Source organism: Nostoc sp. LPT (assembly GCF_017115165.1).
Classification (GTDB): domain Bacteria; phylum Cyanobacteriota; class Cyanobacteriia; order Cyanobacteriales; family Nostocaceae; genus Nostoc.
Genome location: NZ_JABXKF010000176.1, coordinates 36,856 through 49,571, shown reverse-complemented (window position 1 = coordinate 49,571; position 12,716 = coordinate 36,856). Strand labels below are relative to the sequence as shown.

12 protein-coding genes are annotated in these 12,716 nt (G+C 42.7%); 7 read left to right on the top strand and 5 right to left on the bottom strand.

The window, feature by feature from the left end:
- Together HWQ58_RS34610 and HWQ58_RS34605 are read right to left on the bottom strand one after the other, a co-directional pair.
- The coding region (locus HWQ58_RS34610) for an AAA-like domain-containing protein (RefSeq protein WP_292872830.1) at positions 1–2,755 on the bottom strand (2,755 nt) is incomplete at its 3' end.
- Positions 2,748–4,283 (bottom strand): AAA-like domain-containing protein, encoded by a 1,536-nt coding sequence (locus HWQ58_RS34605; protein WP_292872828.1) that lies wholly within the window; start codon positions 4,281–4,283, stop codon positions 2,748–2,750. The genes HWQ58_RS34605 and HWQ58_RS34610, both read right to left, overlap by 8 nt.
- A gap of 498 nt (positions 4,284–4,781) precedes the next feature.
- Here HWQ58_RS34605 and HWQ58_RS34600 point away from each other — a divergent pair, with 498 nt between their 5' ends.
- Positions 4,782–5,012 (top strand): hypothetical protein, encoded by a 231-nt coding sequence (locus HWQ58_RS34600; protein WP_292872826.1) that lies wholly within the window; start codon positions 4,782–4,784, stop codon positions 5,010–5,012.
- Positions 5,013–5,153: 141 nt separating this feature from the next.
- On the opposite strand, the gene HWQ58_RS34595 is transcribed toward HWQ58_RS34600, so the two are convergent.
- Together HWQ58_RS34595 and HWQ58_RS34590 are read right to left on the bottom strand one after the other, a co-directional pair.
- Positions 5,154–5,756, bottom strand: a complete 603-nt coding sequence (locus tag HWQ58_RS34595) for a hypothetical protein (RefSeq protein WP_292872824.1) — start codon at positions 5,754–5,756, stop codon at positions 5,154–5,156.
- Between the two features lie 115 nt (positions 5,757–5,871).
- A complete protein-coding gene (locus tag HWQ58_RS34590) occupies positions 5,872–6,438 on the bottom strand; it encodes a DUF6658 family protein (protein WP_292872822.1) in 567 nt (188 codons plus the stop codon).
- 341 nt (positions 6,439–6,779) lie between these two features.
- Here HWQ58_RS34590 and HWQ58_RS34585 point away from each other — a divergent pair, with 341 nt between their 5' ends.
- Positions 6,780–7,700, top strand: a complete 921-nt coding sequence (locus tag HWQ58_RS34585; protein WP_292872820.1) for a lysylphosphatidylglycerol synthase domain-containing protein — start codon at positions 6,780–6,782, stop codon at positions 7,698–7,700.
- 16 nt (positions 7,701–7,716) lie between these two features.
- Here the strand turns inward: HWQ58_RS34585 and HWQ58_RS34580 are convergent, their stop codons facing one another.
- Positions 7,717–9,039 carry a hypothetical protein gene (locus HWQ58_RS34580; protein ID WP_292872818.1) on the bottom strand — a complete coding sequence of 441 codons (1,323 nt, stop codon included), beginning with the start codon at positions 9,037–9,039 and terminating at the stop codon, positions 7,717–7,719.
- A gap of 626 nt (positions 9,040–9,665) precedes the next feature.
- Here HWQ58_RS34580 and HWQ58_RS34575 point away from each other — a divergent pair.
- The 5 genes from HWQ58_RS34575 to HWQ58_RS34555 all read left to right on the top strand — a co-directional run bounded on the left by HWQ58_RS34575 (position 9,666) and on the right by HWQ58_RS34555 (position 12,674).
- The gene (locus tag HWQ58_RS34575) at positions 9,666–9,950 is read left to right on the top strand and encodes a hypothetical protein (RefSeq protein ID WP_292872816.1); all 285 of its coding nucleotides are present in this window, start codon (positions 9,666–9,668) and stop codon (positions 9,948–9,950) included.
- Between the two features lie 331 nt (positions 9,951–10,281).
- Complete coding sequence (gene ndhL / locus HWQ58_RS34570) at positions 10,282–10,494, top strand: NAD(P)H-quinone oxidoreductase subunit L (RefSeq protein WP_094347179.1); 213 nt, start codon at positions 10,282–10,284, stop codon at positions 10,492–10,494.
- 24 nt (positions 10,495–10,518) lie between these two features.
- Entirely contained in the window at positions 10,519–10,830 is a 312-nt protein-coding gene (locus tag HWQ58_RS34565) for a DUF3007 family protein (RefSeq protein WP_292779821.1), read from the top strand.
- Positions 10,831–10,945: 115 nt separating this feature from the next.
- Positions 10,946–11,773: a tryptophan synthase subunit alpha gene (trpA, locus tag HWQ58_RS34560; RefSeq protein ID WP_292872814.1), complete on the top strand. Its 828-nt coding sequence runs from the start codon at positions 10,946–10,948 to the stop codon at positions 11,771–11,773.
- Positions 11,774–12,008: 235 nt separating this feature from the next.
- Positions 12,009–12,674, top strand: a complete 666-nt coding sequence (locus HWQ58_RS34555) for a heterocyst differentiation related protein (RefSeq protein ID WP_292872812.1) — start codon at positions 12,009–12,011, stop codon at positions 12,672–12,674.
- Positions 12,675–12,716: the final 42 nt, after the last annotated feature.

Sequence of the window (12,716 nt, the reverse complement as noted above, 5' to 3'; positions counted from 1 at the left end):
TGCGATTCCACAGCTTCACCGTGTTGTCATAACTGGCAGAGGCAATGGTTTGACCATCGGGGCTAAATGCCACGCCCCAAACCGAATCGCTATGACCTTGGAGAGTTTGTAAGAGTTGCCCGTTGCGATTCCACAGCTTCACCGTGTTGTCATAACTGGCAGAGGCAATGGTTTGACCGTCGGGGCTAAATGCCACGCCCAAAACCGAATCGCTATGACCTTGGAGAGTTTGTAAGAGTTGCCCGTTGCGATTCCACAGCTTCACCGTGTTGTCATAACTGGCAGAGGCAATGGTTTGACCGTCGGGGCTAAATGCCACGCTATTAACCAAATAGCTATGACCTTGGAGAGTTTGTAAGAGTTTCCCGTTGCGATTCCACAGCTTCACCGTGTTGTCATAACTTGCAGAGGCAATAGTTTGACCGTCGAGGCTAAATATTACACTATTAACCGAATCGCTATGACCTTGGAGAATTTGTAAGAGTTGCCCGTTGCGATTCCACAGCTTCACCGTGTTGTCACCACTGGCAGAGGCAATGGTTTGACTGTCGGGGCTAAATATCACACTATTAACCGAATCGCTATGACCTTGGAGAGTTTGTAAGAGTTGCCCGTTGCGATTCCACAGCTTCACCGTGTTGTCATCACTGGCAGAGGCAATAGTTTGACCGTCGGGGCTAAATGCCACGCCTAAAACAAAATCCCTATGACCTTGGAGAGTTTGTAAGAGTTGCCCGTTGCGATTCCACAGCTTCACCGTGTTGTCATCACTGGCAGAGGCAATGGTTTGACCGTCGGGGCTAAATGCCACGCCCCAAACCGAATCGCTATGACCTTGGAGAGTTTGTAAGAGTTGCCCGTTGCGATTCCACAGCTTCACCGTGTTGTCATCACTGGCAGAGGCAATGGTTTGACCGTCGGGGCTAAATGCCACACTATTAACCGAATTGCTATGACCTTCTAGCCGGTTACGTTCCTTAATTCCATAAATTACCTGCTGGAGTGTGGCTACTGCCAAAATGCCGGTATCTGGTTCTACATTTTTATTTGGTGTTTTAAGTCGTTTTCCTACCTTCAAGCCTGCTACTAAAGCATCAAGTTCTAAATTTGATGCCATCAGTTTCTGTGACTTTAAGCTATCGGCAAGAATTTCAGCATTTATTCGGCGTTTATCTGCATCTGCTTTGGCGACAGTTGCTTGCTGTTCTTGTTTTTGGGCAATGTTTCGCTGTCTTTCGGCTTCTGCTTGTCTGTCCTTGGCTACTTGTTCAGCCGCTTTGGTTTTACCAAGTGCAATTGCTAACTTTTTTCCGCTTTCTTCAGCTAATTGTTGTGCCAACTTTGCTTGCTCCTCTCCTTTTTTAGCTCTTTCACTCTCCTCATTGGCGATGCGCTTTTGCTTTTCTGCCTCCCGGCTTTGTTCTTCTGCTTTTTTCTGCTGTGTTCGCGCATTTCTAGCCTGACGCTTTGCTTCATTGCGTTGATTTTCTGCTTCTAAACGCTGTTGTTCTTCTCTATCGCGGGCATCTTGGACAATCAGACGTTGGTCATTGACATACACAGCCACTCCCGTCATTAAAACCGAAAATACTACCAGTACCGCGACATAAGGCAGTGCTGGTTTAAGCTGTTCCCACCTATCCCGCAAGTTAAACGGCAAATGTTTATTAATCCACTTGTAATCAAAGACTTGCCGATAGATTTGATTCCGCACCCGTAAAACATTATTCTCTCGCCGCACTACCCCTGATAGCTTTAAGTGAGATTTAGCTAAAGACTGCTCCTCATCCACAATCGCCCGTTTACCCCAGCGAATCTGGCGGTAAATAGCCAAAACCTCCGGGTCTGGTGAGCGTTTAGTCAGCATATCGCGGACAAATTGCAAGTTATTATCTTGCTCGCTCATCGCGCCAAAAAATGTGCTGCTAACTATTCTGTCTACATCCCTACTCTCTAAAGACGCGATGAATCGCGTCTCTACTAACTCACTATTTCCTTCTGCTACCAAAGCACCACAAAGACGCTGTGTTAAATAAGGATGTCCCCCCGTCCATTTCAACACCCAGCGTAATATCTGGTTGGCCTCATCGCTGGGTAAACTCAATCCCTCAGCCAGGGGTAAGGCTTCTTCTAAGGTAAAATCAGTTAAATCTACACGCTGTCCAATATTAAATGGTGTGCGCTTGGCATCGTTGATTAAATCGCCGGGAGTCGCTACGCCCATTAAGACAAAAGAAAGACGGTGAAACTCAGGATTAGTAGCACGGGCAACATAGAGATAACGAATTGCGATAAAAAAATCATCGGTAAAATCCAGGCTGAGGGTAGAGTCAATTTCATCGACAAAAATCACAACTTGCCCATCAACCTCAGCCAGCAAAACTCTCTCAAAAAACTGTGTTAGCCGTTGCGATACTCCCAGATGCTGGTGTTCTTGCCACCAACTCACCACATCTGTATTAAACATCAGTTGGTCATCTAGCTTAACCAAAAAGCCAAAATACCACTGTTCGGCTGTGACATTTGCCCCCAATTCTTGAAGGTCAACAATTACTGAGCTAATCCCCTCCTCCCTTAATGTTTCCGCCGTGCGTACCATCAGGCTAGATTTACCCATTTGGCGAGGTGTGAGGACATAGACAAATATTGCCGACTGACATAAACCGAGCAATTCTTCATCGGCTTGACGGGGGATATAAATGCCACCGCCAGCCTGCACCGTCCCGCCTACAGTGTAAATGCTTGGATTAGCCACGCAGATGCTCCCGGAAATAATCAGTGTAAAGTTGACAACGGGGAAACACTACACGCCCTTCCCGGCGCACTAAACCTGCACCCCGCAAGCGGAAAAAGATGCGCTCATCTTCACAGATGTTCTGGCGAATTACTTGGAACATACCCTGAACTAACTCCCGTTTGTTATGCAGCCGGAAGAGGTGGTTACGCAGATGATTGCCAAAAGGGCCATTATCTGCGATCGCATTGGCAAATAATTCGGTAGGATGGAGGCGATCGCTAGCAACTGAGTAGAGTGCAAGGCGTACTAAATAAGGATGTCCACCTAGCAACGCGATTAATTGCTTTTCTTCGCTAGCGTTGAGGGGTGAACCATGACGGCGGTTGAGTTCAGTAACCTGTGCTGCTGTAAAGTCTTCTAAATCAATTACTAGCCCAACATTAAAGGGGGATTGGTTGAGATTATCAATTAGCTGGTATGGTTCGGTGGAAGTAACCAGCGCTAAATCCAGTTGCTTCCAGATGGGAGTAGTGGCGCGGCTATTGTGCCAGCTTCGCAGCATTCCAAAGAAATCAGAGCGAAACTCAGTATCAAAGACCCTTTCCACCTCATCCATCGCTAAGACAATGGGATTGCCGAACTCTTTGAGCAAATAGCGTCCAACATAACGAGTACAACGCTGACTATTGCCCAAGGGCATATTCCAATACTCATCAACTTTGTCAGTCATTTCCAGTTCATCAGTTAACCAAGTACAGAACTGGCGAAAGAAAAGGTCAGCATTAGTTAAAGCGGCTTTATCAAACAATTGGAAATCCAGCAAAGCAACCCGCTTCCCTGCATTCACAGCAGTATTAATTGTGCGGATTAACAGGGAACTTTTGCCCATTTGCCGAGGGCCTTTAATTGTAATTGTCACACCCTGCCGCTCAATAGTCTGCAAAGTAAGTGCATCAGATGAGCGTTCCACGTAAAAAGCAGATTGCGATTCCATTGTCCCTTCCGGCATTTCCAGCGAGATGGGCTGTGCTGAAGGAAAGGGATGGGGTAGGAGTGACGGCTGACTCATCTGAAGTAAATCTGCTTTCGATTTTTCTCCACTGATAGCCAATGCACCGCCAGAGACAGCTTGCAACAACTCTGCAATCAGGTGCGGCGTATCTTCTGCATCTTTCCAGAACGCCCAATTAATCCCATTTAAGTAAGCACTCAAGGGATATAGAAACGGTTCTTGATACGCCAGACGCACTGGGAGAATTATCGGGCGTCCTTCTTGTGATTTTGCCAAGTGGTGTGCTGTCTCTATTTCTGCCACCACCATCTCGCTGCTGGTTGACAAGGCTGAAAGGAAAGTAATCAGAAAATCAGCTTGGCGGATTTCTGCTTCAATACGTTCAGCCCAGCGTGTACCAACAGACATGGTTTGGTCGATAAAAACTTTGTGCTGCTGCGATAGCGCCTGGAAGACTTGCACCGCCACCGGTTCATCGGGGCTAGCATTACGCTTGTAGCTGATGAAGATGCGTTTAGCCTGTGAGTTTAACATTACTATTAACCTTGTCTTCCTTCAGCTTTTTAAGTGGAAAAGCTTATCTAGTTGCGAGTCAATTTTGTACAAAAGTTGGGTAATTCTGTGCTTCGTCATCCAAGGGCAGTGTTTCCCTATTTTGAGGATTAGCTGAACAAATTAAGATTTTATTCACAGCGCAATTAATTAGTTACACTCTACTACAGCGCAGTTGCAGGCAATTACCGACAGCACAAAAAAATTGCTCACGGAGTTCAAAGACTCATTAATGGAGTTCAAACACTCATTAATGAAGCTCAAACACTCATTAATGGAGTTCAAACACTCATTAATGAAGCTCAAATACTCATTAATGGAGTTCAAAGACTCATTAATGAAGCTCAAATACTCATTAATGGAGTTCAAAGACTCATTAATGAAGCTCAAATACTCATTAATGGAGTTCAAAGACTCATTAATGAAGCTCAAATACTCATTAACGGAGTTCAAGTCTTCGTTTCCAATCTCCGACTATTGATGACAACTCCAGAAACCGGTAACGTTGTCAAGGAGTACAAAATATTTACTGTCATTGCGTTCGCCCTTAGCGTTCCCGAATGCTTCGCTTGCAATGACTACTCCCTTCCCAGTGTAAGATTACCTATTTTCTTGACTTTCTTGGCGTTCTTAGCACGGCAGTTGCTTCAAGTCGCCACCGCCCAACGCACTGCCTCGTCTTGGCGGTTTTTTACATCGGTATTCTTCTAACAGGAAGGAGTAATTACCACTGCGTAAGTCTTACCCACCTAAAACTAAACAAAGCCTGCGTAGGCAGGCTTTGTTTAGGTAGCCCCAAACTCAAGGTCTGTAGGCGCTTTCAGATTTTTTCAATAGATTGAATAACTAATTTCAATCAACGTCTCTAACTGTCTTCTTCACTGTGTTGCCTGCATCTTCAGCTGTGCGCTTAACATTTTTACCAGCATCCTCAGCTCCACGCTGAACATTTGTCGTCACGTCGTCGGCAGCATTTTGGGTATTTCCCTTAATATTTTCAATTCCTCGCTGAGTCCCCTTAACAACACCTTTGCGAACTTCTTCAGCTGAACTACCGATACCTTCACCAAAGTTCTTCACTCTTTCACCAAGGGGTGTACCTTGTTTGTAATTTTCACCATATTGCCCTGGGCTGTCAGCTCCTTTCTGCTCAATATTTTTTTGAGCATTTTTTACCAGCGCATCAGATCTATCATTAGCTGCCTTTTCATCTAATCTGCCTCTGGGTTCTACATCACTAAAGTTATTTATTCCACCAGCAGGAGAAGAGAGAGGATAATCTTTTGTGGGATCGTATCGTTTGGAATAAGGTGATTGAGTGTCAGGCTGTGGTGGTTGTGTTGCTACTCCTGGAGCACCACAGGCTTGTGTCAGAAATAAGAATATTCCTGCTAAAAAAACAGTCAAAACTTTCAAGGGACGAATGTTTTTCAGCCAATTCATTGCTTTTTTCATACTTCTAACTCCTTGCATTTTTGTGACTAAGTTAAACTTCAACCAAGATAGCATTTGCAATCTATTTCAAATCTCAAGTATTTCAAATCTCAAGCATTGAAACAAAATAAGGCTTCTATCTGCCTAATGCCGGATTTTTTTGTAATTCCGGTCTAGCACCCGCTTCATCTGCGTTGCTCTTCAAAAAGCCGGAAGCTTCTCCAACAGCTTCTTTTACAGTCTCAAGACGATCTTTGACCCGATCTCCTACATTTGCTTCATTCTGAATCAAACCACCGGGTTCAGGCTGGCGGAAGTTTTTATCTGTGATGATTGGCAGTTCTGCTTCTTTCTGGACTCGATCTGCTGGTGTCTCGCCACCAGGATAAAGTATCTCGGATTCTCCATTTGTAGCAATCAACAATTGCGAACTTGGTTGTAAGCTAGCTTGGTCGCGTCCCTGATTGGCTTTTGGGTTTGTTATTTTCGGATCGGTGGACATATTGTTGTTGGTATAATTGTCTCCACCATTCTTATAAGGATTGTTTGCTCCGCCAGCTTGTACAGCAGGATTTTGTGGATTTGCACCTTGAGCATTTGCTCCAGTACAAGCAGTGCTAACTATCAACATTAGTCCAGCTAAAAAGATAGTTAATATCTGGCGCAATTTTATTTTTTTCAAGAATACTCTCACCGCGTTCACGTAGTTCTCCTTACCAAAATATTAATAAGCTAATAGTTTGCTGAATTATTGAATTAGCCAGCAAGTTATTGTGCTTGTGTTGCTTCCCTGACTTTTGATAACCTCTATTAAGGATATGAATAATAAAATTAACTGTACCTCTAGCGCAGGCCACATTTTTATTATTAATAATAGAATATTTTTATCTAACTGTAGAGAGATATAAAATAAAATAATATCCTATTCAAAAAAAAACTACATAAACCTGTTTAATACTTCAAAAGCTTTGGATAGGTAGCTGATGTACTGTAATAGTTGAGGCATTCAGCCCTTGTTGCTCTAACCGTTAAATTACTAAATTAATGAAGCAATTTTTACGCTGGATAATTTTGGGAGGGACGCTGTTTTTTTTAGGGAAAGCTTTAAAGGATAATTGGATTGAGGTAACTGCTATCCACATTGATGATGTAGGATGGGCAATTATGGCGATCGCTACAGGGGTAACATTACTAGCACATACTTGTGCAGGCTGGATCTGGACTTGGATTTTGCAAGAGTTAAATCAACCTGTATCATCTCCCCAATTCATCCAAGTTTACCTAAAAACGAACATCGCAAAGTATTTACCAGGTAATATCTGGCATCACTACGGGCGAATTGTCGCCGCCAAAAATGCCAATATTCCTACAGGTGCAGCCACTTTGAGCGTTTTGCTAGAACCGTTACTCATGCTAGCGGCTGCTTTAATCGTTATTGTCTTATGCAGTAGCCAATTTGCAGCAGCGAATACTACCCTTGTTATCCAAATACTACAATTTCTGAGTTTAGCTGTAGTCCTTGGTGCGATTCATCCGTGGTTTTTGAACCCCGTTATTCGTTTTTTGTACAAATTAAAAGCAAAAAAGTCTGCTGCTACCACTCAACCAACTATTCCCTTCAGTCTTAAAAGCTACCCTTTACGCCCTTTGTTAGGAGAAGTGGGCTTTATGGGACTACGTGCCACTGGGTTTATACTAACTATGTTCGCTCTGAGTTCGTTGAATGCGAATCAAATTCCTTTGTTATTCGGGGCTTTTAGTTGCGCTTGGTTGTTGGGGTTTGTTATACCGGGTGCGCCTGGTGGGTTAGGGGTGTTTGAAGCGACTGCGTATGAACTTTTACGACACCACTTTCCAGCTGCCTTAGTATTTAGTGCGATCGCTCTATATCGCCTCATTAGTATTCTAGCTGAAACTGCTGGTGCTGCCCTAGCTTGGTTAGACGAACGCGTTGCTAAATCATAAATCAGGCAAAACTTATTTATTTTTGTCTATCTACCTTCATCTGTGAAAACACCCGATAACTATCCAGATTTAATTGCTGATTACTGCTTTGTTTTTCTTCTTCTATCTTAATCAAGTTATATTCTACATTTTCTGCATAAATGGCGAATGTGATATTAAAAATCTCGATAAAATTTATGACTCCTTTGCATTCCTCTTCCGAATATTTTTCGTAAAAACGAATCAAATGAGCAATCCGAGTTTCTAAATGTCTCCGGGAATTTTTACAAATTAAAATCATTTTTAATAGTATAATTACCAAGGTGAGAGCATGACCTTGGTTAATTAATAAGATAAATAATTGCGAAGGCTCTTTAGCATTTTTTGTTGTAAAGTAATCAATTACTCGATTACAGGTTCTCAAAAACAATTCTTTAGTGATAACTTCTTGATTATAGTCCGTCTTCCATAAAGATAAACTATTTGCAAACTGCAGCCGCCAAGTCTCGACTAATTCTTGCTTTTCTACAGAAAAAAATAGATATTTTTCCAGATTGATTTTAAATTCCTTCAGAGTTTGATTTTCAGTTTGCTTAAGAAATATATGGGCAATATTATCATGACTAAATACACCTTTTTTTAAGACAATTGTTTTTATCAAGCGCAGAGCTTGGTCTCCCAAAATACTGGGATTTTTATAGCGTGTTGTGCTTGAAACGCCAGATTGAGAACGAGCAATATACATTGCTAGTTCAAACTTAAATTTGTCTTTTATCTGTTTAGAAAGCCTTCGAGCAGCCTCTTGTTGCTCTTTAGGGTTATTATTATTAACAGATTGATCGATCAATAAATAGGAAGTGTAGCGATTAGCCCAATGACCTTTAGATGATTCTTCATATTTAGTAGCAAATAATTTCAGATCCTTGTAATCTTTGCTTTTGACAAACTTCTCTAGCAAAATTTTACAATTTTTTACTACTGGAGAATTATTATCCTTAACTTTCAAATTTTCATTAAAAAATAAATTAATTAAGTCTTGAATATATTTGTCTTTTCTATTAGTTTTCCAATTATTGACGATAATGTAGCAGCACCGCTTAAGTGTATTATATAATTCCTGTTCATTATCATTTACAAAAATCCTATATATTCCAGGTATATAATCAGAATATTCGGAATCAAGACCGTCTATAAATAAACCTTTGAATTCGCGTAAAACATCCTCTGGTGGCAATTTATTGACAATTTCCACAAAGAAACTATAAACCTCCTCTTGGGCAGTTTGCACATCTAATTGTCTAGAGTTAGACGTAACACAATGGGGATTTTCCTGACTAATTGATAAACGATTAGTGGTCATTTCAGTTATCAGGACAAAAAGACTTCCTGTTCATATTATTACCAGCTTAACCTTGGTAAACAGGAGCATCAATCTATTCTTCCGAAATTCAGTCATCTTTTTACACAAATTTGATTAACTAGGACTCTAAATAAAGTATTAAAGACAAATTGTTTAATCCTTCATCAAATAGTTCAGTGAAATTACTTATTTATAACCCAAAAAGACCATACATACAGCACTTTGCAAGTAAATGAAGTACACCCCTCCCCAACCCTCCCCAAGGCATCGGGCAGGGTGCGCGACAGGGCGGGTGAGGTATTTTTGTACCTCACCAACTTGAAATTTGCTGTATATGGATAGGATATGGGCGAGTTTATCTCTAAATTAGATACAACCCGCCCATACCTTCTATCGAAGCTTTTCAGTATTTTAAATTTTTAGTGGGGGTGGAGGGACTTGAACCCACACGACCTTTTACGGTCAACGGATTTTCATTCTCCTGCAGTTTTCACTGCTACCTGATGACAATAGCCAACTCAGATTTTGAGAATTGGACTCTCCCTTTACCCTCGACTTAACGTTAGGGTAGCTCCCGTCGGGTCTCTGCACCTTCCGAACAGTTGATGAGTTAGGAGTTAGGAGTTATGAGTTTTAAATTTACTCAGCACCCAACACTCATGACTCAGGACTTTTTTCGGCTTGGCTCAGGATTGCCATGTCTGTCACCAGATTTAGGTTTCCCTGAGTTTGAGAGCTTCCACTTGAGGGATTTCTCCTTCAAGGCTCAATTATTTAAGTCCGTAGCGTCTACCATTCCGCCACACCCCCAAAGGTGTTTGGCAACTAGTGTAACTAGTTATTTTTTAGAGGTAGCAAATACCTCCTTATCTATTCCACCATCAATTGTGTCTTTTGTCCAACTAGATTGAAAATATTTCTTCCAAATTGTGCGATCGCTTCAGAGATTTGGAAGTCTTCTGGCTTTTCTCGTAATCAATCTGAATGAGTTTTCAATCTTGTTTGACTAGAGCATTTGTTTGCTAGTGGATTCACATAATAGCATGATATTAGCTTTTGTCATGAAATCCGTTGAATCGCCCACAGTAAAAGTACTCCAGCCCGCCAAAGCTGGGCTTTGGCATCTTTGTTAGCGGTTTCGAGGAATTCTGGCGCAGTTATCTTGAAAGCATTATGACTATACTTCTCTGAGTCTGTCTCTTCAGCCTATGATGGAAAACAGATGCTTAAGACTTGAAAGTTATGATTGTCGCCCTGCTATATCTGATTTTGGCTGGAGCTTACCTTCTAGTAATCCCCATTGCTGTCTTACTGTACCTAAAGCAACGTTGGTATGTAGCTAGCTCCATTGAGCGTGTCTTTATGTACTTTTTGGTGTTTTTCTTCTTTCCAGGTTTGTTGGTTCTATCGCCGTTTGCAAATTTCCGACCCCAACGGCGACAAGTTCAAGTTTAACGAGATTGGTAGGTCATAACTCTCATGCGACGGATTGATGCTATTGGAATTGGCTTGGGTGTTTTTATTGCCGGCGGCTTGGCATACTTGGGATTGCAGCTAGTTGGTTTGGATAATCAGAAAGCTGGTATATGGAGCCAAGTCTTACTAGTCAGTGGGTTAGTTGGCTGGTTAGCCACCTATTTTTTCCGTGCGGTGGGACAAAAAATGACCTACCACCAACAGCGGGAACAGTATGAGCAAGACTTTCTGCAAAAGCGGCTAGACGAGCTTACTCCCGAAGAACTAGCACGAATTCAAGCCGAAATAGAACAAGAAGAGCAATCTCAGGTGTAAAGTTATCATTGGTCAGTTGTCTCATTTGTCCTTTGTCATTAGTCATTTGTCCTTTACTAATGACCAATGACCAATGACCAATGACCAATGACCAATAATCAATGACCAATGACAAATGACTGCAATTTCTGATTGCTTTGAAACCCTTGGGCACAATCGTGAGTGCGCTCTGATTCCGTTTATTACTGCTGGCGATCCAGATTTAGAAACAACAGCAAAAGCCTTGCAGGTTCTAGATCGTAGTGGAGCCGACATTATAGAAGTGGGTATACCCTATTCCGATCCTCTGGCTGATGGGCCAGTCATTCAAGCTGCTGCTACCCGCGCCTTGCAAAGAGGTACGAAGTTAGAGCAGGTGCTAGAAATGCTGCAAGGGATTACTCCCAAATTGCGATCGCCGATTATTCTGTTAATCTATTACAACTCAATTTTGCACCGAGGAATTGAAAAATTTCTTGGGCAAATTGCTGCTGCTGGGGTCGCGGGATTGGTAATACCTGACTTACCTTTAGAGGAAGCAGCAGGCTTGCTGCAAGCAGCTAGTGAGATGGGAATTGACGTAATCTTGTTGGTAGCTCCCACCAGTTCTGCTGAACGGATCGAAGCGATCGCTCGTTCTTCCCAAGGATTTATTTATTTAGTCAGCGTCACAGGGGTAACAGGGGTGCGATCGCAACTGGAAATCCGCGTGTCCGATTTACTCAAACAAATTCGTAGTGTTACTGATAAACCCATCGCAGTCGGCTTTGGGATATCTGAAGTTGCCCAAGCCCGTCAGGTAAGGGAATGGGGCGCAGATGGTGCGATCGTGGGTAGCGCTGTTGTCAAACGGTTAGCCCAAGGAACACCAGAGCAGGGACTATCGGCGATCGCTCAATTTTGCCAAAGTCTCAAGGCAGCCATCAAGACCACCAACACCAGCACAAATACTCCTCTTGATTAGACAAAGAAAGTAGATTAAAAAAGATAACAGTGTAGTTTTTCTATCCTTATTTGATAGACAATTTGACCATTATGGTCTTGAATATTAACATCAGATATGATTGTGTAAAAAAACTAGCTGATAGAGTCGCTTATAGTTTGAGTATTATGTGAAATCAAGTAGGCATAATTTATGAGTGTGAGAGTGAGTCAGTCAAAAATGATTATAGTTACGTCGCGATCGAGGAGCAAAGGCGATGAGTGAGAGTATGGCATTTATCGGCGGGGTTGCCGTAGCTGGGCTGGCGGCTCTCGTATTGCTCAAAGGAACAAATACCCCCCTACAACCTAACTTTGCTGTTGCTCCACAAATCCCAGGTGTAGTAGCCCCCCAAGGAATGCAGCCACAAATGTATCCTTACGGGCCTTATGGGCAACCAATGTATCCCAATCAGGTTCAGCCACCGACTGGTACTAATACTGACCAGCGCCTAGAGATGGAGAAGTTGAACACGCAGATGCAACTGGAGCGTTTAAAAAACGACAATGAACAGCTAAAGTTGCAAAATCAACAACTCCAGGGCCAAGTCCAAAATTTCAATACTCAGCAGCAGTGGCAATTAGCCCAGCAGAATAACCAACCAAAAACAGCAGCAACATTCCAGCCGCAAAATACTTGGTGGTCTTCACCCGTGCTTTGGGCTGTGGGAGGCGCAACTCTCACTATTGGTGGTGGTGTTGTTGTCGCTGGGGTCTTGGCTTTATTCTCACCACGGCAGCGTCCAGCCCGTACTGTACAAGTAATTCACCCTTACCAAGGAAATACGCCGCCCTTGGTTCCAGTTCGTCGGGCTGAGTTTCTGCCTGCTTCGCGGATGGAAGCAAGACGAGTTGAAGCCCCAGAATACGACGAAATGCAGTAACAACAATAAAATATCGGACAAAGCATCTAGGTAAGAGACATA

What these genes read in the sequence shown, in the direction of transcription:
- HWQ58_RS34580 (WP_292872818.1), bottom strand. Translation starts at nt 9,039, where the DNA reads ATGACCACTAATCGTTTATCAATTAGTCAGGAAAATCCCCATTGTGTT.
- HWQ58_RS34600 (WP_292872826.1), top strand. Translation starts at nt 4,782, where the DNA reads ATGACAACTCCAGAAACCGGTAACGTTGTCAAGGAGTACAAAATATTT.
- HWQ58_RS34585 (WP_292872820.1), top strand. Translation starts at nt 6,780, where the DNA reads ATGAAGCAATTTTTACGCTGGATAATTTTGGGAGGGACGCTGTTTTTT.
- HWQ58_RS34555 (WP_292872812.1), top strand. Translation starts at nt 12,009, where the DNA reads ATGAGTGAGAGTATGGCATTTATCGGCGGGGTTGCCGTAGCTGGGCTG.
- HWQ58_RS34605 (WP_292872828.1), bottom strand. Translation starts at nt 4,283, where the DNA reads ATGTTAAACTCACAGGCTAAACGCATCTTCATCAGCTACAAGCGTAAT.
- HWQ58_RS34595 (WP_292872824.1), bottom strand. Translation starts at nt 5,756, where the DNA reads ATGAAAAAAGCAATGAATTGGCTGAAAAACATTCGTCCCTTGAAAGTT.
- HWQ58_RS34565 (WP_292779821.1), top strand. Translation starts at nt 10,519, where the DNA reads ATGCGACGGATTGATGCTATTGGAATTGGCTTGGGTGTTTTTATTGCC.
- trpA (WP_292872814.1), top strand. Translation starts at nt 10,946, where the DNA reads ATGACTGCAATTTCTGATTGCTTTGAAACCCTTGGGCACAATCGTGAG.
- ndhL (WP_094347179.1), top strand. Translation starts at nt 10,282, where the DNA reads ATGATTGTCGCCCTGCTATATCTGATTTTGGCTGGAGCTTACCTTCTA.
- HWQ58_RS34575 (WP_292872816.1), top strand. Translation starts at nt 9,666, where the DNA reads ATGAGTTTTAAATTTACTCAGCACCCAACACTCATGACTCAGGACTTT.